At 63.7% G+C, this 22232-nt stretch carries 23 protein-coding genes and 3 tRNA genes; 13 read left to right on the top strand and 13 right to left on the bottom strand.

Features of this window, described 5'->3' with window-relative positions:
• Positions 1-33: 33 nt before the first annotated feature.
• The 3 genes from COCCU_RS01130 to COCCU_RS01140 form a co-directional block, all read right to left on the bottom strand.
• Positions 34-795 carry a decaprenylphospho-beta-D-erythro-pentofuranosid-2-ulose 2-reductase gene (locus COCCU_RS01130; RefSeq protein WP_156229787.1) on the bottom strand — a complete coding sequence of 254 codons (762 nt, stop codon included), beginning with the start codon at positions 793-795 and terminating at the stop codon, positions 34-36.
• 16 nt (positions 796-811) lie between these two features.
• Entirely contained in the window at positions 812-2227 is a 1416-nt protein-coding gene (locus COCCU_RS01135) for an FAD-binding oxidoreductase (protein WP_156229788.1), read from the bottom strand.
• Between the two features lie 1590 nt (positions 2228-3817).
• On the bottom strand, positions 3818-4045 hold the full coding sequence (locus tag COCCU_RS01140; RefSeq protein ID WP_156229789.1) for a hypothetical protein: 228 nt from the start codon (positions 4043-4045) through the stop codon (positions 3818-3820).
• Between the two features lie 96 nt (positions 4046-4141).
• Here COCCU_RS01140 and COCCU_RS01145 point away from each other — a divergent pair, with 96 nt between their 5' ends.
• The 4 genes from COCCU_RS01145 to COCCU_RS01160 all read left to right on the top strand — a co-directional run bounded on the left by COCCU_RS01145 (position 4142) and on the right by COCCU_RS01160 (position 6782).
• Entirely contained in the window at positions 4142-4654 is a 513-nt protein-coding gene (locus tag COCCU_RS01145) for a hypothetical protein (protein ID WP_156229790.1), read from the top strand.
• Entirely contained in the window at positions 4654-5214 is a 561-nt protein-coding gene (locus COCCU_RS01150) for a hypothetical protein (protein ID WP_156229791.1), read from the top strand. Before COCCU_RS01145 ends, COCCU_RS01150 begins: the two co-directional genes overlap by 1 nt.
• Before the next feature lie 51 nt (positions 5215-5265).
• Complete coding sequence (locus COCCU_RS01155; protein WP_197088397.1) at positions 5266-6177, top strand: hypothetical protein; 912 nt, start codon at positions 5266-5268, stop codon at positions 6175-6177.
• 227 nt (positions 6178-6404) lie between these two features.
• Positions 6405-6782 carry a GtrA family protein gene (locus COCCU_RS01160; RefSeq protein ID WP_197088467.1) on the top strand — a complete coding sequence of 126 codons (378 nt, stop codon included), beginning with the start codon at positions 6405-6407 and terminating at the stop codon, positions 6780-6782.
• 4 nt (positions 6783-6786) lie between these two features.
• Here the strand turns inward: COCCU_RS01160 and glfT1 are convergent, their stop codons facing one another.
• Positions 6787-7707: a galactofuranosyltransferase GlfT1 gene (gene glfT1 / locus COCCU_RS01165; protein WP_197088398.1), complete on the bottom strand. Its 921-nt coding sequence runs from the start codon at positions 7705-7707 to the stop codon at positions 6787-6789.
• 152 nt (positions 7708-7859) lie between these two features.
• On the opposite strand from glfT1, the gene COCCU_RS01170 reads away from it, so the two are divergent.
• Together COCCU_RS01170 and COCCU_RS01175 are read left to right on the top strand one after the other, a co-directional pair.
• Positions 7860-8042 carry an antitoxin VbhA family protein gene (locus COCCU_RS01170; RefSeq protein WP_156229792.1) on the top strand — a complete coding sequence of 61 codons (183 nt, stop codon included), beginning with the start codon at positions 7860-7862 and terminating at the stop codon, positions 8040-8042.
• Positions 8035-8631, top strand: a complete 597-nt coding sequence (locus COCCU_RS01175) for a Fic/DOC family protein (RefSeq protein ID WP_156229793.1) — start codon at positions 8035-8037, stop codon at positions 8629-8631. Before COCCU_RS01170 ends, COCCU_RS01175 begins: the two co-directional genes overlap by 8 nt.
• Here COCCU_RS01175 and wzt read toward each other — a convergent pair.
• Both wzt and wzm read right to left on the bottom strand, forming a co-directional pair.
• Complete coding sequence (gene wzt / locus COCCU_RS01180; RefSeq protein WP_156229794.1) at positions 8628-9449, bottom strand: galactan export ABC transporter ATP-binding subunit Wzt/RfbE; 822 nt, start codon at positions 9447-9449, stop codon at positions 8628-8630. The genes COCCU_RS01175 and wzt overlap by 4 nt on opposite strands.
• Positions 9450-9460: 11 nt before the next feature.
• On the bottom strand, positions 9461-10309 hold the full coding sequence (gene wzm / locus COCCU_RS01185; protein ID WP_407924179.1) for a galactan export ABC transporter permease subunit Wzm/RfbD: 849 nt from the start codon (positions 10307-10309) through the stop codon (positions 9461-9463).
• A gap of 351 nt (positions 10310-10660) precedes the next feature.
• On the opposite strand from wzm, the gene COCCU_RS01190 reads away from it, so the two are divergent.
• Genes COCCU_RS01190 through COCCU_RS01200 form a run of 3 tightly spaced genes read left to right on the top strand, consistent with a single transcriptional unit; the run spans position 10661 to position 15535 of the window.
• Complete coding sequence (locus COCCU_RS01190) at positions 10661-11896, top strand: aminotransferase class V-fold PLP-dependent enzyme (protein WP_156229795.1); 1236 nt, start codon at positions 10661-10663, stop codon at positions 11894-11896.
• A gap of 55 nt (positions 11897-11951) precedes the next feature.
• Positions 11952-13952 (top strand): hydantoinase/oxoprolinase family protein, encoded by a 2001-nt coding sequence (locus COCCU_RS01195; protein WP_156229796.1) that lies wholly within the window; start codon positions 11952-11954, stop codon positions 13950-13952.
• On the top strand, positions 13949-15535 hold the full coding sequence (locus tag COCCU_RS01200) for a hydantoinase B/oxoprolinase family protein (protein ID WP_156229797.1): 1587 nt from the start codon (positions 13949-13951) through the stop codon (positions 15533-15535). Before COCCU_RS01195 ends, COCCU_RS01200 begins: the two co-directional genes overlap by 4 nt.
• Here the strand turns inward: COCCU_RS01200 and COCCU_RS01205 are convergent.
• Positions 15532-16500: an NAD(P)H-quinone oxidoreductase gene (locus COCCU_RS01205; protein ID WP_156229798.1), complete on the bottom strand. Its 969-nt coding sequence runs from the start codon at positions 16498-16500 to the stop codon at positions 15532-15534. The genes COCCU_RS01200 and COCCU_RS01205 overlap by 4 nt on opposite strands.
• 82 nt (positions 16501-16582) lie before the next feature.
• On the opposite strand from COCCU_RS01205, the gene COCCU_RS01210 reads away from it, so the two are divergent.
• Positions 16583-16667: transfer RNA gene (locus tag COCCU_RS01210), tRNA-Ser, on the top strand.
• Between the two features lie 63 nt (positions 16668-16730).
• Here COCCU_RS01210 and COCCU_RS01215 read toward each other — a convergent pair.
• Genes COCCU_RS01215 through COCCU_RS01235 form a run of 5 tightly spaced genes read right to left on the bottom strand, consistent with a single transcriptional unit; the run spans position 16731 to position 20388 of the window.
• A complete protein-coding gene (locus COCCU_RS01215) occupies positions 16731-17153 on the bottom strand; it encodes a phage holin family protein (RefSeq protein WP_156229799.1) in 423 nt (140 codons plus the stop codon).
• Between the two features lie 9 nt (positions 17154-17162).
• The gene (locus tag COCCU_RS01220; RefSeq protein ID WP_407924180.1) at positions 17163-18254 is read right to left on the bottom strand and encodes a ThiF family adenylyltransferase; all 1092 of its coding nucleotides are present in this window, start codon (positions 18252-18254) and stop codon (positions 17163-17165) included.
• A 5-nt stretch (positions 18255-18259) separates the two neighbouring features.
• Positions 18260-18721 (bottom strand): molybdenum cofactor biosynthesis protein MoaE, encoded by a 462-nt coding sequence (locus tag COCCU_RS01225; protein ID WP_156229801.1) that lies wholly within the window; start codon positions 18719-18721, stop codon positions 18260-18262.
• A complete protein-coding gene (locus tag COCCU_RS01230) occupies positions 18711-19193 on the bottom strand; it encodes a MogA/MoaB family molybdenum cofactor biosynthesis protein (protein WP_156229802.1) in 483 nt (160 codons plus the stop codon). Before COCCU_RS01230 ends, COCCU_RS01225 begins: the two co-directional genes overlap by 11 nt.
• Before the next feature lie 10 nt (positions 19194-19203).
• Complete coding sequence (locus COCCU_RS01235) at positions 19204-20388, bottom strand: molybdopterin molybdotransferase MoeA (RefSeq protein WP_156229803.1); 1185 nt, start codon at positions 20386-20388, stop codon at positions 19204-19206.
• A gap of 102 nt (positions 20389-20490) precedes the next feature.
• Between COCCU_RS01235 and COCCU_RS01240 the strand changes: the two genes are divergently transcribed.
• Positions 20491-20748 carry a MoaD/ThiS family protein gene (locus COCCU_RS01240; protein WP_197088400.1) on the top strand — a complete coding sequence of 86 codons (258 nt, stop codon included), beginning with the start codon at positions 20491-20493 and terminating at the stop codon, positions 20746-20748.
• Here COCCU_RS01240 and hisC read toward each other — a convergent pair.
• A complete protein-coding gene (hisC, locus tag COCCU_RS01245; RefSeq protein WP_156232483.1) occupies positions 20745-21779 on the bottom strand; it encodes a histidinol-phosphate transaminase in 1035 nt (344 codons plus the stop codon). The genes COCCU_RS01240 and hisC overlap by 4 nt on opposite strands.
• 154 nt (positions 21780-21933) lie before the next feature.
• Here hisC and COCCU_RS01250 point away from each other — a divergent pair.
• Both COCCU_RS01250 and COCCU_RS01255 read left to right on the top strand, forming a co-directional pair.
• Positions 21934-22025, top strand: a tRNA-Ser gene (locus COCCU_RS01250).
• 126 nt (positions 22026-22151) lie between these two features.
• Positions 22152-22227, top strand: a tRNA-Arg gene (locus COCCU_RS01255).
• Positions 22228-22232 lie beyond the last annotated feature (5 nt).

Here is a 22232-nt window from a genome sequence, read left to right on the forward strand (position 1 = left end):
TTCCTCCGGTGGCGGTGTGGTGGAACTGAAAAACTAGATCGGCAGCCTGCGGAAGATCTGCCGGGGAATGAAGTTGAAGGCGGTGGTGACCAGTTGGAAGGCCGGGTGGACGAAGATGATGTCCTTGCCCTCAATCACAGCCTTGAAAGTGGCCGCAGCGACATCTTCCCGGTTCACGGTCAGCGGGGCGGGTTTCGCGGAGGCTGACATCTTGGTGCGCACCTGACCGGGGCGAACCACCAGAACCTTGGCGCCGCTGTCATGCAGGGCCTCACCGAGCTGGGTGTAGAAGCCGTCGAGGCCGGCCTTGGCGGCACCGTAGACGAAATTGGAGCGGCGCACCCTGACTCCGGCGACCGATGAGAGGGCGACGATGGTGCCGTGTCCCTGGGCCTTGAAACGCTGCCCCAGCAGTACTCCCACCGACAGTGGGCCGGTGAAGTTGATCTGGGCTGAGGCCACGGCCTTGGCCTGGTCCTGCCACAACTCCTCCTGATCTCCCAGGGTGCCGAAGGCGACGATGGCGATGTCCACGTCACCGTGGGCGAAGGCTTCGTCGATGACGGCCGGGTGGGAATCGAAGTCAGTGGCGTCGAAATCGAGGATCTTCACCTCGCTGGCCCCGGCGGCCTTGACCTCCGCCACTGCGGCGTCGATACGCGGGGAGTCGGCGCGGGTGGCGAGGGTGACCCGGGCGGGGCCGCGGGAGAGGAACTCATTGACGATCGCGAGACCGATCTCGGAGGTACCTCCGAGGAGCAGGATGTTCTGGGCCTGGCCCACTGCGTTCAGCATTTTTAGTCGGTCCTTTCTACTGCAGCTCGAGGCGGCGGGACATATCGGAGGCGAAGACACCATTGGGGTCGATCTCATTGCGGATCTTCAGCCAGTCGGCCATGCCGGGGTACATCTTGTGGAACATCTCCGCCGAGGTGCGGGACTCCTTGGCCAGGTACAGGCGGCCACCGAACTCCAGGACGCGGCGATCCAGATCATCGAGGAACTTGTTCAGACCCGGACGGATCGGGAAGTCCACGCAGACATTCCAACCGGCCATCGGGTAGGACAGCGGGGCGCGGTTGCCCTCACCGAAGAGCTTGAAGACGTTCAGCGCGGAGTAGTGGCCGGAACGCTGCATGTCCCGGATGATCTCCTTGAAGGCCTCCACGGCATCCATCGGCACCACGAACTGGTACTGCAGGAAACCCTTGGAACCGTAACCACGGTTCCACTCGCCGATCAGATCCAGCGGCTGGTAGAACTGCGTCAGGTTCTTCACCTGGTTACGGGCCGGGGCACCCATGGCGTAGTAGGCCTCGCCGATGGCCATCAACGAGAGCTTGTTCATGGTCCAGGAAGGGAAGATATCCGGGACGGTCATCAGCTGCGGGGCGTTGAACTTCAGCGGATCCTTCGCCAGCTTCGGTGCCAGCTCCTCCAGCTGCGCCAGGGTGGCCAGCGAACCGCGGGAAATGGTGGAACGTCCCAGCTTCGGTTCCGGGGAGATCACATCGAACCAGGCAGAGGAGTAGGTGTAGTTATGCTCCGAACCATCCGAGTGGAAGGCGACGGTCTCATCCAGGTTCCTGGTGCGGTCCGTGTCCGAGATGAAGTAGGCGGTCTCGGTCTTGGTCATGCGGACCTTCGCCCGCAGGATGACACCGGTTAAGCCCATGCCGCCGACGGTGGCCCAGAAGAGCTCGCCCTTCGGGTCATCGGCGGAGCCCTCCGGGGTCAAGGTCAGGACCCGGCCATCTGAGACCAGCAGATCCATGCTGGTGACATGGTCGCCGAAGGAACCAGCCGAATGGTGGTTCTTGCCGTGAATGTCAGGGCCGATAGCGCCACCGATGGTGACCTGGCGGGTGCCCGGCAACACCGGGATCCAGAGACCGTAGGGGAGGGCGGCCTTCATCAGCTGATCCAGGGTCACGCCGGCATCAACATCGACGATCGCGGAATCCGGGTCAATGGAGTGGATCTTGTTCAGTGCCGGCATGTCAATGACCAGGCCGCCACCGTTCTGGGCGGGGTCGCCATAGGAGCGGCCCATGCCGCGGGCGATGACACCACGGCGCAGATGCGCCGGCTTGGAGCTGTTGTCATCGGCGACGCGCTTGACGGCCGCGATGATCTGCTCGGCATCAGGGGTGGACAGGACCTGCGCAGTGGAAGGGGCGGTACGGCCCCAGCCGTGCAGGGACTTCTCAGTGGTCTGCAGTTCCATCTTCCGATTCTTCTGTCGACGGACATGTCTACGCCCCAACACCCCGGAAGGATTCCAGGGAGGGCGGACACGCGGATACGAAAATGACTCTACCCGCGGTGGGGGAGGGGGCGGTGTCTACGCGCCGTGAAATGGGACGCACCCTCGGCGCCGTCCTCTATATAAGGAAGACCCTTTAAGTGGGGGCCCGGGGTGCTCCCCTGGAGTTGGGTCTCCAACACCCCTGCCCGTTTCGGGGGTATCGGGGAGTGGGTGATGTCGCCGGGAGGGGGCTATGGGAATTTACTTAAAATGTGATTGTCCTTAATTGCGAATGAGGATAAAGGGGTCATTTCTGAAATTAAGTCAATATTTGTCGATCGTGAAACGAATGATTGTTGTTCCGCGATATACTCGACCAACTCTGGATTTAAAGGAATTGAATCGTTATTTAATTCAATGTGTTACAGGAATTCCGCATTAAATATTATGCAGCGGATTGGAGGGGTCGAGTTTTCACGGAGTGCCCCTCTACCTGCGTAAATATTGGATAAAAATGCAAAATGCCCCCACATGGGGGCGGTTTTTCCCGCTCATTTAAGGGTGTGTGTTTTCTTAATTACCCCTGAAATCTGGGTACTGAACTTGGGTGATGTGAAGGTGAATATCAATCGTTTTCATGAATTGATTTTCAAGTTTCAGTTTTCACTTGCCGTCACATCTCGGAGCCTGCAATACTGGTAATCACCACACCGGCTCAAGGGTTCTCATGTTCGGTGAACGCGAAGTGACTACTCACAATGAGTGTCATCGAGAGTTCATTGAGGATCTCACCCGAGATATAAGGAACCCGCGCTCCATGGGTTGGTGTGAATTGAATCCTGACGGGGTTCGGTGCCACGAAGCCGGCCCCCCAAACTTCGAAAGGTTTTCATCATGACCAATGTCATCTCCACCATCATCTCCGCTATCTCCGGCCTTTTCGGAAGCATCTTCGGCGGCCTGCAGAGCGTCGTCACCGCCTCCTCCGACGCTCTGGGCAACCTGTCCTAAGGCCCCGCTTCCCCTCCCCAGGGGAAACTGAGATTTAAGACCATGCACTCTGTGGTCGGCATCTTCTGCCGACCCGCCCAGGAAAGGTTTTCATCATGACCAATGTCATCTCCACCATCATCTCCGCTATCTCCGGCCTTTTCGGAAGCATCTTCGGCGGCCTGCAGAGCGTCGTCACCGCCTCCTCCGACGCTCTGGGCAACCTGTCCTAAGGCTTCCTGGGCCGATCATCCCGTCATATGGGCGGGATGAACCAGGCTCAGTAATGAAATTCGCTCCCCACCTGGGGTGGGGAGCGAAATTCTGCCCTGATATTCATCAATTCTAAGGGTGCGTCACCGTACCCCATCCATAGAACTCTGAAAGGTTTTCATCATGACCGAAGTCATCTCCACCATCATCTCCGCTATCTCCGGCGTTTTCGGAAGCATCTTCGGCGGCCTGCAGAGCGTCGTCACCGCCTCCTCCGAGGTTTTCGGCAACACTCAGTAAGAACAGCTCGCGCTTTTTAAGCTGAAACCCCCGCTCCCTGAAATGGGAACGGGGGTTGATTGCATTTCAGAGGCCCAGGATCTCCCGGATCCGCTGCGGTAATTCCTCCTGGGAGGTGATCTGTGGCCCCTCATAATCCTTGAGCACCTGGTAGAGCTCGGTGCGGTCCTTGCTGTCCAGCAGCGGCAGCTCCTGGGCGACGAGGCGGGTCATGAGGTCATCGAGTGGCAGGTTGGTCTGTTCCGCGGCGACGTGGCGCTCAGCGGCCTGCTCCTTCTTTTTTCTCCCGAACATGCTCCCGAGGGTACCCCCTCAGGCCGGCGGAACCGTAGCCAGTTGCCTGGGGGATGTCATCGGGCCAGGGTCTGGGGGAGCAACTACGCTGGTGGCATGAGCTCGAACACGGACTTCTACAGCCTCGACGACACCCTGGCAGGTCGTCTCACTCAAGCCGGAATCGCCGGTGTCAGTCTCGCCCTCCCTGATTATGTATCCTCCCGTATCGCCCGCTTCCTGATCAACGCGCTGCTCGCTGCCGGTGGTCTGGGCCTGGTCGCCTATTTCAATGCGGTGGATGAGGACCCGAATAATGATCCGGCGGTGCTGCTGGACCGCATGCGTCAGGAGATAGGCGATATCGGGCAGAAGGGTGGCCCGGAATCAGATACCTCGGTCAGCGATCTGGGTTCCCCGCTGCGCACCTGGCTGATCATGGGCACCGCACTGCTGGCTGCGGTGCTGCTTTCCCGCCTGGAGTCCAAGGGGCGGGCAAGGTTGGCCGGGGCACTGCTCAGGCGGGGGATCAAACGTCCCCACACCCTCCTCGGCGCTGCCGGTGCGGTCCTGGTCTATGTCGCTTCTGAGCTGTTCAACCGACAGCAGCAAAAAGAGGTGCAGGCCTGATGAGCGAGATCTTGCGGCACCCGGTGATCGCGGTCGTCGATAAGCGGGAGAGCGGGGAAGTGGTGCTCTGGCATGTGCAGACCTCCCCGGAAGGTCCGGCTGCCGCGGGGGCCCTCAGTGGTGCCTGGATCTTCGGTGAGGGCGAGCTGGATCCGGGGCAGTTGGCTGATCTGCTGCACGATGCCGTGATTCTGGAGGTGGCGGGCTCCGGGCCGGTTGCCCCGGCTCAGTCACACACCGACCTGGCGACCATCATGGCGGGCATGCGGGCTGCCGCTGATGAGGTGAAGGAAGCCGCGAAGGCTGCCAAAGCGCGGAACAAGACCCTGCAGCTGCCTCGGTTGGAGGCGGTGAGCCTGCCTGATCCGGAAGAGCTGCGCGCCAGCTACCACGGTGAGGAGGTGGCGGCCGAGACCTGGGCGCATGCCACCGCGGTGGCGGAACTGGTGGAGCAGTGGCACACCCTGGAAGCTCAGCGACGCGCCCGAAAATACCTGCAGGAACTCTTCGGCACAGAGGTCCGGCCCCTGCCCTGGGACAAGCCGGAGGCTGTGGCCTGAGGGGAGGGAGCACGCCGACCCCGGCGCGGCCAAGTCGCTACCCTGGGAGGCATGTCCCCCGAGAGCACCCCAGATAACGTCGTCTCCCTGGCGTCGGTGCGTGCCCGGGGAAAGGGGGTGCCCCCACCGGAACGGGAGCCCCGGACTGTGATTCTACAGGTGTCGAATGTGCAGGCGGACCAGGAGGTTCACCGTCATATTGGCATCAAGGATTCGCTGCATCTGGTGGATCTGCATGAGGCACTCGACATCTCCTTTTCCCTGGATCCGGGGAACCCGTCGGAGGGTGGGCCCTGGTGGTTCACGCGGGGTGGGCAGCGGGTGGATCCGGCGGTGGAGATCAACCATCATCTTCGTTATTCCGGGGATGAGATCACCTACCACTGGGGGTTGTGGGAGCTCCGTCTGCGCACCCTTGAGTCCTATCCCCGTGACCGGGGCACACCTGAGGTGTTGTGTGTGGGTGGCTCCGGTTCCTTCGCGGACGGGGAGTTTGATCTGGCAGCGGTGAATGCGGCGTTGACCGGGACGGAGAAGATCCGGAGTGTGTTGGCGTCCACCCATGCTGAGATCCGGGAGTTGATCCGCCGCAGCAGTATCTTTGATTTTGTGCCCTTGTTGCAGGCCCTGGATCTGCGTCGGGCCAGCCCATTGCCGGAGGAGGTGGTGGCGGTGTGTCGGGCGCTGCCCCTGGAGGATGAGCAGGTTTCCCGGGATGCTTTCTGGGTTGTGGTGTTGGCCCTGTCATGTATGAGTGATGAACATCTCGCGGCAGAGGTTCTGGAGGCGACGATGGCTTCCCTGGGGTGGGTTGATGATGATGGCTCCGCACTCAGTGGCAGGCAGATCAGGGGTTTATGTGCGGCTTCGCTGATGGAGCTGGCGAAGATCGGTGCCTATGGTGAGGATGCGCTGGCTCCGGTGGATCGGCTGGATATCTACCGTGAGTTGCTGGGGTCCTGAATTCACAGGGTCTACCGGTAGGCTGTCTTCCCGTGGCTGACACTGAACGTGAAAAAGACGGCTTATTCACCGCCGCTGAACCGACGACCCGGGACATGGCGGAAGCGGCCATGGAATATCCGGTGCCGCTGCATGCTGGGGCGGAAACCGATGCGGAGCGGGAGGCCCGTTTGTCCCGGGCCCGTTCCCGCGCCGAGCTCTCCGAGAGCCGGCTGAGCGTCCAGGGCATGAAGTTCATCATCTCCGGTGGCATCTCCGCCATCCCGGACCTGGGGCTGACCCTCATTCTGCAGATGTTCTTCGGGGTGGGCCCGGTGCTCGCCCGGACGGTCGGTTTCATCGTGGGCACCCTGACCGCCTACTTCCTCAACCGTCGCTGGACCTTCAAGGCGGAGCCCTCCACCCGTCGTTTCCTTGCGGTGACCCTGCTGTATGCCATCACCTGGGGGGTGAATGTGGGGCTGCACCGCCTGGGCTACAACCTCTTCACGGAGTGGGGGTTGCAGGGTGGGCTGGCGATCATCTGTGCCTATGTCATCGCGCAGGGTATTGCCACGGTGCTGAACTTCGTGGTGCAGCGCACCATCATCTTCAGGTTCATCTAGGGCCTCAAGGCCGGGTGAAGCGTTCCTGCCGGCCCAGGCGGTGGAGCTTGAGCCACTCCCGGAATCCCTTCGGATCGCGGCGCCGGATGAGGAAGAACCAGCCGAAACGGGCATACTCCTGGGGCAGTAATTTTCGCATGCCGGGCTGGCTCATCACATAACCGCGGTTGCGGTAGGTGAAGAAGCGTTTGCTTTCATTGTCGGGGTACTGGGTGTGCATCTTCCCGCCCAGGATCGGCTTGAACTCATCGGAACCGTCCGGATGCAGGTAGGCGGCGCGTAGGCAGGTGCCGAAGTTCAGTCCCGAACGGACCAGGCGACGGTGGTATTCCACCTCATCCCCGCGGATGAACAGCCGGTAGTCCGGCACCCCGATGATCTCCATGGCACGGGCACTGATCAGGGCACCGTTGAAGAGGCTGGCGATGCCGGGCAGGAAATCACCTTCGAGTTCTTCCAGACGGCGCCGCCAGACCAGCCCCTGGCGCAGTGGGAAGGCCAGCGCGCCGGGGTCCTCGATATTGCAGACCACCGGGGAGATCTCGTGTAGACGGTGTTGTTCGGCAACCTCGTAGAGGGTGGCCAGCACCTTCTCATCGGCGGGGCGGCCGTCATCATCGGCGCACCACACCGCCTCCGCACCCAGGCTTAGGGCGCTGAGGAAGCCGAGTGCGAAGCCGCCTGCCCCACCCAGGTTCGTCTTGGAGGGCACGTATACCCCGCGCTCTCCAGCGAGTTCCTCCAGCAATTCCTGGACCGGGGGTTCATTGCCGTTGTCCACCACGATCACCCAGTCCACCGGCTTGGTCTGGCGGCAGACCTGCTCCAGGGAGGCGCGCAGCAGTTCGACGCGTTTGTGGGTGACGATCACCGCGGCGGTGGTGTTGCTGCGGTTGAGGTGGGGCAGGGCGCTGGGATCTGACATGGGGATCATTGTGCCACGGCACGCCCCTGATACCGGGGCGGGGCGCTTCGGGGAAGGGGGTTGCTTTGGGTGAAAACCAGGACAGCCCTGGCGCGGGTGTGTTCCAGGTCATATGGTTGAGGCCAGGTATCCGAGGATGGGAGTGATCAGTCATGGAAGATGATCCGGGCTGGAATGCACGGCGTCGGCAGGTTGAGGCGGCGGAACACAATGGTCGGATGGAGGGCCGGGAGATCAGTGCCGCCACCCGGGAACTGGCCGAGGAATACATCAGTGGCGGGTTCGATGCCGATGAACTGGTGGCCAAGGTGAAGGAGAGGTACCGCCATGGCTGAATATCAGGACCCCTACCTGGATGAGGGAAGCGGCATCCTGCGGAATCTGGTGGGTGCCACCACCCAGGGGGAACTGGCGGAGGCGGAGGCGGACCTGACCTTCGTCCGCACCCTCCAGCTGGAAGATCTGGAGCTTCCCGAAACCCGGGACCTGACGGAACTCAAGGCTCTCCACCACCACCTCTTCCAGGACATCTATCCCTGGGCCGGTGAGATCCGCACCGTGGATCTGCGCCGCAGCACCGAGGGATTCCTCCCGGCGATCGCCATCGACCGGGCCGCCGGCATCACGGCCGGTGATCTACGCACCGACCACTACCTGCGGGGGCGTAACCGGGAGAATTTCATCGCCCGACTGGCCCACCACTATGACCAGTTCAACTACATCCATCCCTTCCGGGAGGGCAATGGTCGCACCCAGCGGATCTTCTGGTCCCGGGTGGCGGCTGCCGCGGGGTGGGAACTGGACTGGACCCGGGCGGATCAGGAAGACAATGACTCCGCCAGCCGGGTTGCTGCGGAGGAGCGGGATCTTAGGCCCCTGCAGGAGATGCTGGCCAAGGTGGTGAAGGAGGCCCCGGAAAACTAGTTTTCGGGCTCCTCCAGCGGGATGCCCTTCTTCTCGGCGTCGATCCGGGTGATCAGGCGGCGGACGTGGTCGGCCGCGCCCTTGCCCTCGTAGGCTTCGACGACCTCGTCGACCATTCCGGTCTGCTTGATGGTGCCGTGGTCGACCCAGAGGGCGGTGTTGCACAGCTGGGCCAGGAAGTCATTGGAGTGGGAGGCGAAGACCAGGATGCCGGAGCGTTCCACCATTTCCTGCAGGCGGTTGCGGGCCTTGGCCATGAAGGCTGCGTCGACGGCGCCGATGCCTTCGTCGAGAAGCAGGATCTCCGGTTCGATGGAGGTGACCACACCCAACGCCAGACGGATGCGCATGCCGGTGGAGTAGGTGCGCAGCGGCATGGCGAGGTATTCACCCAGCTCGGAGAATTCGGCGATATCATCCATCTTCGCCTTCATCTGCTTACGTGTCTGGCCGAGGAAGAGACCCCGGATGACGATGTTCTCATAGCCGGAGATCTCCGGGTCCATGCCCACACCCAGGTCGAAGACGGGGGCCACCCGGCCCCGGATGTCCGCGGAACCGCGGGTGGGTTCATAGATGCCGGAGAGCAGGCGCAGCAGGGTGGATTTGCCGGCACCGTTGTGCCCGACCAGACCAACCCGGTCACCTTCGCGCAGGTGCAGGTTGACATCCTTGAGGGCCTCAACCACGACGGTGTTGTTCTTGTTCCGTCCGATCGCGCCACCGGCCGCCCCCAGGAAGGCCTTCTTCATGGAGCGGGACTTGGCGTCGAAGATGGGGAAATCAACGCAGGCGTTGTAGGTGTCGATGGATACCATGGTGAAAACTCCTAAACCCAGTAGCTGACGCGGAAACGCCACTGTTTCATCGCCAGCATGGCGAGGCACAGCCCGGCGACGGTGAAGCCGATGACCACCCACCAGTGGTAGGCGGGCAGGTCGGCGCCGATCATCGGGGCGCGGACGATCTCGAGGTAGTGGTACAGGGGGTTGAGTTCCGCCAGACGGGCCCGGGAGCCCAGCTCGGCGACATTCTCCTGCAGGGTGGAGGTCATCCAGACAATCGGGGTGACATAGAACAGCAGCTGGGTGCCGGCCTCCAGCAAGGGGGAGACATCCCGGTAGCGGGTGGCGACGATCCCGAAGAACATGGCCACCCACACCCCGTTGAGCACCAGCAGTGCCATCGCCGGAATCACCAGCAGCACCTCCCAGCCCAGGTCACGGGGGAAGACCAGCATCAGGATCACCCAGATCACCAGGTTGTGGCACAGGAAGAGCAGTTGCTTCCACACCAGGCGGTAGACATGCACCGACAGGGCTGAGGGGAGCTGTTTGATCAGCCCCTCATTGTCGATGAAGATATCGGACCCCTCCTTGATGCAGCCGGAGATGAAGTTCCACATGATCAGCCCGACGGTGACATGCGGCAGGAACTCCGCCAGCGGGATCTTGAAGAGCACGGAGTAGAGCAGGCCCAGGGCAACGGCCATCACGCCGGTGGCGATGGTGATCCACAGCGGGCCCAGCACTGAACGCCGGTAGCGCTGCTTGATGTCCTGCCAACCCAGGGACAGCCAGAGCTCACGCTGCTGGAAGCCACGGACCAGGTCTTGCCAGGCCATCTTGAAGGTCGCCGACTCGGAAGGGGGTACATTGTCGACCTCGACCCGGGTCATCCGTTCAAGGTCGGCGCGTAGTTTCTGGATCTCAGCTTCTTCGTGCACGAGGAACAGCCTAACCCTTGGGGGCCGGGAACCCAGAGTTGCCGATCCGTCGGACCCATCGCGGTCACCATGCTTCCCCGGGGTATCGGCAGCAACCCGGCTTTCCCACTCTCCGGCGCTGGTGCAGCTCACAGGCAGTTCACAGTCAGATGTGGAAAAGTATTCCCCATGTTCTGAAGGCCACTCCAGACCCCACCCCGTGGCGGGTGAGGGGCGAATATGTGTTCTGTCAGAGTCGGTGCAATGATGAGAGCGAAGCGGCATACTTGAAGTTGAGGTTTCGGGGGAGAAGGAGAAGGTTTGATGGCCTATGACGTGGCTCGGGTTCGCGGGCTCTACGTCTCGTTGAGCGATGGGTGGACCTACCTCAACGCACATGCGTGTCCGCAGATCCCGGAGCGGGTCTCGGCGGCGGTGGCCCGTTCCTTCCGACTCTCACCCGGCCTGGCGGACAGTGAGCCCACCTCCGGCACCCACTCCCGGGCGGGTCGGGTTGGCCGCCTGGAGGGGGAGCACTACCTCGATGCTGCCCGCCTGTCGGTGGCGGATCTGGTGGGTGCCGCCCCGGAACAGGTGGTGCTGGGCCCCAGCCTGCCGGTGCTCTATCACAGCCTGGCCAGGGCAATGCGCCCCCTGCTGCGCCATAATTCCTCCATCGTGCTCAGCCGCCTCGACCAGGCGGTGCTCACCGCAGCTTTCGAGGGGTTGAACGCCGGGGTGCGTTGGGCCCAGCCAGATCTGGCCACCGGTGCCCTGCCCGGTTTCCAATATGCGGACCTGGTGGATGGCAGCACCCGGCTGGTCGCCCTCTCCCACGCCCATGAGCTGCTGGGCACGGTCGCCCCGGTGGCGGAGATCTGCGAGATCGTCCGGGACCGCTCCCGGGCCTGGGTGCTGGTGGACGCTACCGCGGTGGCCCCCTACCGGCCGTTGAGTGCGGCGGAGCTGGGGGCGGACATCCTGGGCCTGGACCTCGCCGCCCTGGGGGGCCCACAGCTGGCAGCCCTGGTGTTCCGTGACAGCCGCATGTTCCGCCGCCTGGATTCCCTGAACCCCCACGCGGCGGGGGATTCGGCCGCGAAGCTGGAGTCCCCGATCTCCACCGGTCTGGCCGGGGGTGTGGCCGCCACCGTGGATCATCTCGCGGATCTGGTGATCTCCCGTGGCACCCGCAGCACCCGCCTGCAGCATTCGATGCGGGAACTTGAGGACTATCTGGAGCATCTCGCCGCAGACCTGCAGATGTCCCTGGGCAACCTGGCTTCGGTGCACATCCTGGGGGTGACCGGGGAGGCCGCGAATGGCGGCATCAGTGACCGGATCCCCCGGTTGAGTTTCGCGGTGCGTGATGTCCCGGCGGAAACCGTCCACCAGCGTCTGATCGACAATGGTCTGGTCACCACGCTCTGCCCGACCAGCCCACTGCTCAGCGAGATGGGGGTGGAGGAGATCGGTGGGGCAGTCACCGTCTCCCTTGGGCCCTTCAACACCTCAGCCGACGTGGACAACCTGGTCCGGGTCCTCGCCTCCCTGGCCTGATTCGCTTCTCGACGCCGCGCTAAGCTCGGGGGCACTCTTCAGATAGGGAGTGCCCATGAATTCAGCAGCTCTACAGGTGGCGGTGGACACCGGTGGCACCTTCACCGATATCGGGGTGCGCCGCAGTGATGGTTCCCTGGCGGTGTGGAAGGTACCCTCCACCCCACATGCCCCCGATGAGGCGGTGATGGCTGGGCTGAAGGGGGCGATGGCACAACAGGATGCCAGTCTCACCCAGATCCAGCGTCTGGTGCACGGCACCACCGTGGCCACCAATACCGTGCTCACCCGGACCGGGGCCAGGGTCGGGCTGCTGACCACCGCAGGTTTCCGGGACCTGCTGGCAATCGCCCACCAGGCCCGCCCCTCCCTCTATGACAGCCGCATCACCAGGGTGGCCCCGCTGGTCCCGGGCGAACTGGTCGTGGAGGTGGCGGAGCGGATGGCTGCCGATGGTCAGGTGCTGCAGGCACTGGAGGAGTCGGCACTGGTACAGGTGGCGGAAAAGCTCCGGGCCCTGGAACTGGACATCCTCGTCATCTCCTTCCTCAACGCCTACACCAACCCGGCACATGAGGAGCAGGCGGCCAAGCGGCTGCAGGAACTGGGGGCAGCCCCCAGGATCAGCACCGCCACCTCGGTGACCTCGGAGATGCGGGAATATGAACGCACCTCCACCGCGGTGGTCAACGCCTATGTGCAGCCCAGGATCTCCGAGTACCTCTCCCGGCTGGACACCGATATCGAGCAGTTGCAGATCCCCTCCAAACTGTGGATCATGCAGTCCAATGGTGGGCTGCTCAGCCCCCGCCTGGCCAGTGAACACAGCGCCCGCACCGTCCTCTCCGGGTTGGCCGGTGGGGTGGTGGGGGCCGCACACTGGTCCCGGTTGCTCGGCCTGGACCATGCCGTCAGCTTCGACATCGGGGGCACCAGCACCGATATCGCCTTGATCCGTAGGGGACAGCCCGAGGAGACCATGGCCGGGGAGATCGATTCCCTGCCACTGCGACTGCCCTCGGTATCGGTCCACACCATCGGTGCCGGTGGGGGTTCCATCGCCTGGGTGGATTCCGGTGGTGGTCTGCGGGTCGGCCCCCGGAGCGCGGGCGCGGAACCCGGGCCGGTCAGCTATGGCAGTGGTGGCACCGAACTCACCGTCACCGATGCCCACCTGGTGCTGGGGCGCCTGGGACCCAGTCTGCTGGGTGGGCGCTTCCAGCTGGACTTGCACACCGCCCGGGCGAGGATGGCGGAGTGGGGCAGCCAGCTGGGTCTGGGGGTGGAGGAGACCGCGGAGGGCATTCTGTCGGTCATCACCGCCACCATGGCCCGTGGCATCCGAAAGGTCAGTGTGGAACAGGGGGTGGACGTCCGCAGCTGCCACCTCATCGCCTTCGGTGGGGCAGGACCACTGCACGGCTCCGACCTGATGCAGGAACTGGGCATGCCCTCGACGGTGATCCCCCCGACCCCGGGCATCGCCTCTGCGGTGGGCATGCTGGATGCCCCCGTCCGACATGATTTCGCCACCCCGGTCACCACCACCACCGGACTGGAGGACGTCTTCGAGGCCCTGGAGAAACAGGCCGCCCAGGAAATGGGGACGGAGGAATTCCTGATCACCCGCCTGGTGGATGCCCGCTACATCGGCCAAAGCTATGAACTGAGCATCGAATGGACCCCGGACTGGTCAACCCAGCGGGAGCGTTTCGATGCCGCCCATGAGGAACGCTATGGCTTCCAGGACCCGGTGGCCAGCATGGAAGTGGTGGTGGCCAGACTGGTGGCCACCGTGCCGCACCAGGAAGTGCCACAACCAACCTGGCATACCGGGGGAACTGTGGAACCGGGGGAGCATCGCCCGGTCTATATCGAGGGTGCATGGTGGGAAACCCCGATCTTCGAACGCGCCGGAATCCCCGCTGGTGCAGTGATCAAGGGCCCGGCGGTGCTCAACCAGTTCGACTCCACCACCTATATCCGCCCCGACCAGGAAGCCCGCTGTGATGAATACGGTTTCCTGCACCTGAGCCGGAAGGAAACCCGGGCATGACACTTAATGCCGTGGAACTCGAGATCGCCCGCAACCGGCTGGAATCCATCGCCGAGGAGGTCGGCACCGCCCTGATCCGCACTGCCTACAGCCCCAACATCAAGGACCGGCGGGACTGCTCCGCCGGCATCTACGGCCCCGACGGGGAACTGATATCCCAGGCTGAACACATCCCCCTCCACCTCGGACTCATGCCCACCCTGATCCGCACCACCCTGGCCGAATACGGGGCACAACGACTCCGCCCGGGGGATGTGCTGTTGACCAACAACCCTTACCTCGGTGGCTCCCACCTGCCCGACATGTGCGTGATCACCCCGGTCTTCCAGGAAGACCGGATCGTGGCGGTGATCGCCAACATGGCCCACCACGTTGATGTCGGCGGTCAGACACCGGGATCCATGTCCACCCGATCCACCGAGATCTTCCAGGAGGGCATCCGGATCCCGCCCCTGAAACTCTTCGCCCGAGGAGAACTACAGGAAGAGCTGCTCCAACTGCTGTTGATGAATATCCGCACCAGAGACAAGACCCGCGGGGACCTCATGGCACAGGTGGCGGCCAACCGGCTGGGCACCCGGCGCGTACAGGAACTGCTGGAAGAGTGGGGTGTGGCGGGCTTCCACACCGCCTGCCACGCCCTGGTCGACTACGCCGAGCGGCGCACCCGGTCCGCCATCCGCGAACTTCCCGACGGCCGGGGCAGCTTCACCGACCACCTCGAACACACCGGGGTGCATCCTGAGCAGCTGCCCATCGCCGCCACCGTCACGGTCCGCGGAGATGAGATCGAGGTGGACTTCTCCGACACCTGCGATCAGGTGCCTGGGGCGGTGAACTGTTCCCGGGCGGTGGCCACCGCCTGCGTGGCCTATGTGCTCAAATCCCTGAGCGATCCCAGCCTGCCCTCCAACGCGGGCCTCACCCACCCCATCAAGGTGATCACCCGCCCCGGCAGCCTGGTGCACGCCGTCTTTCCCGCACCGGTGGCACACGGCAATATCCAGACCTCCCAGCGCATCGTGGACACCCTCTTCGGTGCCTTCGAAACCTTCACCCAGGGCCTGGTTCCGGCAGCCTCCTCCGGCTCGATGAGCATGCTCACCATCGGGGGAATGGACCCTTCAAGCGGGGAGTACTACTCCTATGTGGAGACCTACGGCGGGGGGCAGGGTGCCTTCCCCGACCAGGCTGGTGCCAGCGCCACCCACACCCACATGACCAACACCCGCAACACCCCCTGCGAGGTCATTGAGCGGGAATATCCACTGCTGGTGGAGAGCTACCGCATTCTGCCGGACACCGGTGGGGACGGTCGGCACCGGGGTGGGAACGGCCTGGAAAGAACACTGCGGCTCAGGTCAGGCAGCGCCATCGTCACCGTCGGTACCGAAAGAGTCAGCAGCGGACCCTGGGGCCTGCATGGTGGGGAACCCGGCACGCCAGCCGGGGTGCAGCACCATGGCACCGAGGGTGTGCGTGACCTGGAATCAATGTCCCGGGTGGAATTGCGCGCCGGGGAGGCCATCTCGATCCGCACCGCCGGTGGCGGTGGGTACGGAGCGTCGATAAGCGGTTCTTAGCGGACCTCGAGCACGATCTTGCCGGTCACGGCGCTGTCTTCCAGCAGATCCAGGGCCTGGCCTGCCTCGGAGAGGGGGAGGGTGCGGTCGATCTGGTGGGTGATGCGGCCATCAGCGAGCATCGGCCAGATGTGCTCGATGGTCTGGGCGACGATATTCGCCTTGTCCGCCAGGTCGCGGCTGCGCAGTGCGGTGGCGGAGATGTTCAGGCGCTTATTCAGCATGAGCCCCAGGTTGAGCTCCCCCTTGCGACCCCCCTGCAGACCGATGGTGACCATGTGACCGTCCTTGGCCAGCGCGGTGAGGTTCTGGTTGAGGTATTTTGCGCCGATGATGTCGAGAATGACATCCACCTTGTTCTTCAGCACCTCCGCGAAATCCTCCTCGCGGTAGTTGATGAGGATATCGGCACCCAGTTCCTTGCAGGTGGCCAGCTTCTCGGCGGAACCTGCGGTGACCGCGACGGTGGCACCCAGGGCCTTGCCCATCTGGATGGCGAAGGTGCCGATGCCGCCCGCCCCACCGTGGATCAGGAAGGTCTGGCCCTTCTTCAGGCCGGCGAGCATGCCGATATTGGACCAGACGGTGCAGGCCACCTCCACGATGGAAGCCGCCTCCACCATGGAGTAGCCCTCCGGGATCGGCATGAGCTGCCCCTCGGGGACCGCCACGTACTCCGCATAACCACCACCCGCCAGCAGGCAGGCCACCTTCTCACCCTTGCTGCGTCCGGTGGTGCCCGGATCCTCGATCACACCGGCACACTCCAGGCCGAGGAACTCGGAGGCTCCCGGGGGAACCGGATAATTGCCCTGGGACTGGAGCAGATCAGCGCGGTTCACACCGGCAGCATGGACCTTGACCAGCACCTCCCCGTCCTGGAGCTCGGGCGTGGGCACCTCCGCCAAGTTCAGCTGGGCCTTCGGGTTTGTTTCAGTGGGTTCAATGAGAGTGATTGCCTTCATGCCCTCCCAGGGTAGGGGAAGTTTCGACTCCGGGGCGCGTCAGGTAATCTGATGGGGTTGGTACCGGTGAGGTACCGGCCAGGGAGACGTGACAGAGCGGCCGAATGTACTGGTCTTGAAAACCAGCGATGGGAAACCATCCGCGGGTTCAAATCCCGCCGTCTCCGCCGATCCCCCGTTCACGGTATGCACCGTGAGCGGGGTTTTCTGCTTTCCACCCGGGTCTGGGGCTAACGTCGCTTCGAACTCAGCATCCCGCTCAGCGGACCCAGCAGCCAGTTCACCAGCGCCATGATCACCGCACCCCAGAAGGCGTCCATGAAGGTGTCAATGGACAGCCCCAGTCCCAGCTGCTGGGAGATCCACTCCGCCAGCAGGAAAATCACCGCATTGATCACCAGGGCGAAAAGCCCCAGGGTGATGATCGTGATCGGCAGACCAATCAGATTCAACACCGGTTTGACCAGCATATTCAGCAGCACAATCACCGCTGCGACCGCCAGGAACACCAGCTGCCGGTCATAGGAGCCGTCCCCAGCCAGAATGGTATCCGGGGTGGCGATGGTGACACCCTCCACGAATAGGGTGACCACCCAGAGCGCAATGGCGGTGCCCACGGATCGGACAAGCAGATTCCACAGTCCAGTTAACATGCCCCGATCCTAACCCTGCCGATCCAACCAGGCATCGATCCCGCCGGCCAGACTCACCGGCCCCGAAACCCCCGCCTCCTGCAGCGCACGCACCGCCTTCGCCGAACGCACTCCACCGGCACAGTAGATCACCACCGGGGCATCAGCATGCACCCCCGCAGGCACAAAACCCTCCTCGGTGATCCGGGCCAGCGGCACATTCACCGCGCCGGGAATGATGAAGTTCGCGAACTCCTCCGGTTCCCGCACATCAATCAGGAGCGCACCCTCGGGGATCTCGGACACCTCCGGCACCCCGCTTTGCGACGCCCCGCCCACCCCGCTCGGCACCATGATCCCGGTTTCCACGGGGCCCTCGGCCCGCAGCTTCGCCACGGTCTCCGGGTTGCCGACCACCGGGATGTACTCCCACCGCCCACTGAGCGAGGAGTAATAACCCAGCTTGCCCATCAGGGGTTCCCCGATGGCGGTGATCAGCTTCAGCGCCTCCATCGCCATGGTGGAACCCATGACACCCACCAGGGGGCCCAACACCCCGGCCTGGGAGCAGCTGGGCACGGAACCTGCGGGTGGTGGGGTGGGGAAGAGGTCCTCATAGACCGGGCCATGATCAGCCCAGAACACGGAGATCTGGGCGTCGAAACCCAGGATCGAGGCCCACACATGGGGGATCCTCAGCTGGGCGCAGGCTGCGGAGGCCACATGCCGGGTGGCGAAATTATCGCTGCCATCCAGCACCACATCGGCCCCTTCAAGTACCTGCCGGGCATTTTCCCAGGTCAAACGTTCCTGGAAGAGCTCAATCTCACTATCAGGATTCAGCTCCAGCATCTCCCGGCGGGCCGAGGAAGCCTTGAATTCACCCACCGCGGCGGTGCGGTGGATGACCTGGCGGTGCAGGTTGGACAGATCCACCACATCATCATCGATGATGGTGACCTTCCCGACTCCGGCCCCGGCCAGATAGAGCAGGGCAGGGGAGCCCAACCCACCGGCACCGATCACGGCGACGTGGGCGTCGAGAAGCTTCTGCTGGCCGGCCGGGCCGAAACCACCGAGGGTGATCTGGCGTCGGTAGCGGGCCACCTGGGCAGGGTTCAGTTCCTTCATTCCAACCCCACCCACTGTGTCTTGCCGTCCGTGAGCAGCTGTTCCTTCCAGATCGGCACCTCCGCCTTCACCCGATCCGCCAGTTCGGAAGCCGCCTGGAAGGCATCCCCGCGGTGGGCGGCGGCGGCGAGCACCACGAAGGCCAGCTCCCCGATCTGCAGGTCACCGGTGCGGTGGGCGGTCCACAACCGGGTCTTCGGATGCTGGACCACAACCTCTGCAGCCACCTCCCTGATCCGCTCCCCGGCACTGGGGTGCGCGGTATAACTCAGGTTGGCCACCCGCTGCCCACCATCATGGTCACGGACGATGCCTTCGAAGGTGACCAGTGCGCCCATCGCCTCCCGGAGGGTGTCGCGGCGAGCCTGGGGCAGCAGCTCCTCGATCGGGCTTTCTGTCATCCGGGCGTCGATGAGTTTCCCGGTCTGTTCCGCCACATAGGCCGGATCAGTGCTCATGATTTCCCTCCAATTGTTCGGTGATGTGGCCCAGGATCGGGGCCAGGATGGCCACCCCATCCCGGACCCCGCCGGTGGAACCCGGCAAGGTCATCACAAAGGTGCGCCCGATTGTTCCAGCCACCGCACGGGAAAGCACGGCTGTGGCGATCTTCTCCTGGCCCAGATCCCAGAAAGCATGCACAATTCCCGGCAGCTCCCGATCCAGATGAGGGCTGACCGCCTCCACCGTCCGATCATCCGGGGACAACCCCGTCCCACCCGAGGTCAGCAGCACAGCGGGCAGCTTCTCCGGGGAGCTCAAGAGCTTCGCCATGCTCGCGGGCATATCCGCATCCTTAACCACCAGGGCATCCGGGGTCTCAAAACCCTGCTCCCGCAGGAAATTCACCAGGATGGGGCCGGAACGGTCCTCATATTCCCCGGCGGCGGCGCGGGTGGAGGAGACAATGACCAGTCCTGTTTTGGGCACGTTTTTCCTTCTAGAAAGGGTAGATGGTGACAGGATCCCCGGCGCGCAGCTGCGCCCCACCGGGAATACGGATCAGACAGTTCGCCCCCGCAGCGCGGGCCAGCAGGTGGGAACCCGCCCCACTGAGCGGGGTGGCCTCAAGCTGCGTGTCGACGACGCGGTGCGTGCCGCGACGCAGCTGGGTGCGCCCCTCAGCGAGCCCCGGGGTGTCCACGGACAGTCGGGCGCTCAGCGGTTCAGGGGCCTCACCCAGCAGGGGTGCGACAAAAAGGCGGAAGCTGACCAGCGTGGAGATCGGATTGCCGGGAAGACAGATTACCGGTACCCCCTCAAAAAGCGCGAAACCCTGGGGGCCACCGGGCTGCTGGGCGACATGCCCGAACCAGGCCCCGGGCTGGATTTCCAGAACCTGTCGGATCACCTCGAACTTGCCGTGGCTGATGCCGCCCGAGGTGATCACCGCATCCGGTTCATGCTGCGCGATGGCTTCCTTCAGCTCGCGCCCCAATTTCCCGGGATCATCATCGGTGAGGATCCGATGGGCCACCTCAATTCCGGCGGCCTCACAGAGAGCCTGCAGCATCGGCCCATTGGAATCCGGGATGGAGGCCACACCTTGACTGCCGATCTCCGCACCACCACTGCAGATCAACACCCTGGTGCGAGGATGGACCTCCACCTCCTTCAGGGACTGGCTGGCCAGCAGGCCGATATCCAGGGGGCCGAGCAGATGGCCGGCCGGTAACAGGGGGGTGCCTGCGCTGATATCTGAAGCCGCCCTGCGGATGAACTGTCCCACCGGAATGACCGGCACCTCAACCAACTCGCCTTCGGCGGCGAACTCCTGCGGTGAGCACCGCTCCACGGGCACGATCCCGGCAGTTTCGGCAGGGACCTTCGCCCCGGTCATGATGGGGGCGATGGCTTCGGTGAGCCCCACCGGGTAGCTGAGATCCGGGTCCTGGCCGGCAGCGATGGTGGGCCCCACCGGGAAACTGGCCGGGGTTCGCGCCAGCTGTGTCGCAGAGAGGGCATAACCGTCCATCTGGGAGTTGTCGAAGCGCGGGGAATCCTCGCGGGCCCTGACCTCCCCGGCCAACCGATGGCCGGATGCGCCGATGAGCGGGATCGTGATGACGGGGCGCGGCGGCACCAGCTGCCGCAGGTCGGCGAGATGATCCTCGGGTGTACGCATATAACCCCTCTCCCACTAGGTGATTTCCTACCTCGCCCACGTTACCTGCCGCGCCGGACATGGCATGCTGGGAAGCACCTCAGAAGAGAAAGGAAACCCGACGTGGAGGTCCATTACTTCGCCGCCGCCCGAGCCGCCCGCGGCACCGCCCAGGAAACCCTCGAGCAGGTTCCCGCCACCCTTGCCGAACTGCTGTCCCAGCTGGCGGCAGACAACGGGGGAACCACCGAAGCAGGGATGAACCTGGCGGAGATCTTCGAACGCTGCACCTTCCTCGTGGACGGTGCAAAGGCCGAGTCCACCATGGCCCTGGCTGGGGCGCACCGGGTGGATGTGCTGCCACCCTTCGCCGGTGGCTAGAGCTGGGAGCTCAAGTTCAACTTCTCCCACGCCCGGAGGAAGATCTCATTCTCCTCCGGGGAGGCGACCGTCACCCGCAGTCCCTCCGGGAAAGCACGCACCAGCACCTGTTCCTGGCTGAGTGCTGCGGCGATGGGGGCGGCATTGGCGGTGGGCAACCAGATGAAGTTCGCCTCCGAGTGGCGGGCCCCGGTTGCTGCTGCCACGCGATCCCGTTCCTGGACGATGATCTCGGTGCGTTCCAGCAGCTCATCCGCTGCTGCCAGGGAGGCGATCGCGCCGGCCTGGGCGACGCTGTTCACCGCGAAGGGGATGGCCACCTTATTCAGTGTGGCGATCAGCTCTGCGGAGCCGAAGGCATAACCCACCCGCACCCCGGCGAGCCCATAAGCCTTGGAGAAGGTGCGCAGGCCGATCAGGTTCGGATAGCGGGTGATGGCCTCAGTGGCCAGGGGGGTGTCCTCGCTGCGGACATACTCGACATAGGCCTCATCCAGGCCGACCAGCACATTCTGCGGCACCTTCACCATGAAATCCTCGAACTCCGCCGAGCTCATCAAGGCTCCCGAGGGGTTGTTCGGGTTGCAGAGGAAGATCACCCGGGTGCGCTCCGTGATGGCGGCAGCCATCGCATCCAGATCATGACGGCCATCCTCAAGCAACGGGATGGGCACCGGGGTGGCGCCCACCACGCTGGCGAAGATCGGGTAGGCCTCGAAACTACGCCAGGGGAAGAGCACCTCATCGCCCGGGCCAGCAGCGATCTGCACCAGCTGCTGACACAGTGCGGAAGAACCGCAACCCACCGCGATCTGCTCCGGGGTCAGCTCCAGATGCTCAGCCAGGGCAGTGCGTAGTTCCACCGCGCCCATGTCCGGGTAGCGGTTTGCCCCGGCCGCAGCTTCGGCCATTGCCCGGGCCGCGGCTGACAGCGGGGGAGTGGACACCTCATTGGAGGAAAGCTTCAGCGCCTCGGGTAGCCGCTTGCCGGGGACGTAGGCAGGGATGTCGGCGAGGTCAGCACGTGTCAGGGAGCTCATGGGCCTCAAGCATATACGGGGGCAGCTGCGAAGCTTGTGTGATGCTTTTGGGTGCGGAGGTTTCCCCGGCTGTGCCAGCGGGTTTGGAGAGTCTGGCGTCCGCTGGCTAAGATACTGTGAGGTTTACCGCTTAAGGTAAATCGCTGGAGGCGTGCCAGAGCGGCCGAATGGGGCTCACTGCTAATGAGTTGTCCTCTTAACGGAGGACCGGAGGTTCAAATCCTCTCGTCTCCGCCAGCTTATGAATATGCTGTGTCCCGGCGCTGCAGTGCAGTGCCGGGAAAACAGAAAACCAGTTCAACCGGGGATTTTGACTCTCAGGTTGGGTGGATATAGGCTGAACCCGTTCCACTTGTGGAAACTGCGCCCGTAGCTCAACGGATAGAGCATCTGACTACGGATCAGAAGGTTGGGGGTTCGAATCCCTCCGGGCGCACCAACAGG

Origin of the sequence: Corynebacterium occultum, assembly GCF_009734425.1 — a bacterium.
GTDB classification, from domain to species: domain Bacteria; phylum Actinomycetota; class Actinomycetes; order Mycobacteriales; family Mycobacteriaceae; genus Corynebacterium; species Corynebacterium occultum.

Excerpts from the sequence above, each read along its gene's own strand:
- COCCU_RS01150 (WP_156229791.1), top strand. The coding sequence starts at position 4,654 with ATGAGCGAGATCTTGCGGCACCCGGTGATCGCGGTCGTCGATAAGCGG.
- COCCU_RS01175 (WP_156229793.1), top strand. The coding sequence starts at position 8,035 with ATGGCTGAATATCAGGACCCCTACCTGGATGAGGGAAGCGGCATCCTG.
- COCCU_RS01200 (WP_156229797.1), top strand. The coding sequence starts at position 13,949 with ATGACACTTAATGCCGTGGAACTCGAGATCGCCCGCAACCGGCTGGAA.
- COCCU_RS01135 (WP_156229788.1), bottom strand. The coding sequence starts at position 2,227 with ATGGAACTGCAGACCACTGAGAAGTCCCTGCACGGCTGGGGCCGTACC.
- COCCU_RS01205 (WP_156229798.1), bottom strand. The coding sequence starts at position 16,500 with ATGAAGGCAATCACTCTCATTGAACCCACTGAAACAAACCCGAAGGCC.
- COCCU_RS01145 (WP_156229790.1), top strand. The coding sequence starts at position 4,142 with ATGAGCTCGAACACGGACTTCTACAGCCTCGACGACACCCTGGCAGGT.
- COCCU_RS01190 (WP_156229795.1), top strand. The coding sequence starts at position 10,661 with ATGGCCTATGACGTGGCTCGGGTTCGCGGGCTCTACGTCTCGTTGAGC.
- COCCU_RS01130 (WP_156229787.1), bottom strand. The coding sequence starts at position 795 with ATGCTGAACGCAGTGGGCCAGGCCCAGAACATCCTGCTCCTCGGAGGT.
- COCCU_RS01215 (WP_156229799.1), bottom strand. The coding sequence starts at position 17,153 with ATGTTAACTGGACTGTGGAATCTGCTTGTCCGATCCGTGGGCACCGCC.
- wzm (WP_407924179.1), bottom strand. The coding sequence starts at position 10,309 with ATGACCCGGGTCGAGGTCGACAATGTACCCCCTTCCGAGTCGGCGACC.
- COCCU_RS01155 (WP_197088397.1), top strand. The coding sequence starts at position 5,266 with ATGTCCCCCGAGAGCACCCCAGATAACGTCGTCTCCCTGGCGTCGGTG.
- COCCU_RS01225 (WP_156229801.1), bottom strand. The coding sequence starts at position 18,721 with ATGAGCACTGATCCGGCCTATGTGGCGGAACAGACCGGGAAACTCATC.
- glfT1 (WP_197088398.1), bottom strand. The coding sequence starts at position 7,707 with ATGTCAGATCCCAGCGCCCTGCCCCACCTCAACCGCAGCAACACCACC.
- COCCU_RS01140 (WP_156229789.1), bottom strand. The coding sequence starts at position 4,045 with ATGTTCGGGAGAAAAAAGAAGGAGCAGGCCGCTGAGCGCCACGTCGCC.
- COCCU_RS01235 (WP_156229803.1), bottom strand. The coding sequence starts at position 20,388 with ATGCGTACACCCGAGGATCATCTCGCCGACCTGCGGCAGCTGGTGCCG.
- COCCU_RS01170 (WP_156229792.1), top strand. The coding sequence starts at position 7,860 with ATGGAAGATGATCCGGGCTGGAATGCACGGCGTCGGCAGGTTGAGGCG.
- COCCU_RS01195 (WP_156229796.1), top strand. The coding sequence starts at position 11,952 with ATGAATTCAGCAGCTCTACAGGTGGCGGTGGACACCGGTGGCACCTTC.
- COCCU_RS01160 (WP_197088467.1), top strand. The coding sequence starts at position 6,405 with ATGAAGTTCATCATCTCCGGTGGCATCTCCGCCATCCCGGACCTGGGG.
- wzt (WP_156229794.1), bottom strand. The coding sequence starts at position 9,449 with ATGGTATCCATCGACACCTACAACGCCTGCGTTGATTTCCCCATCTTC.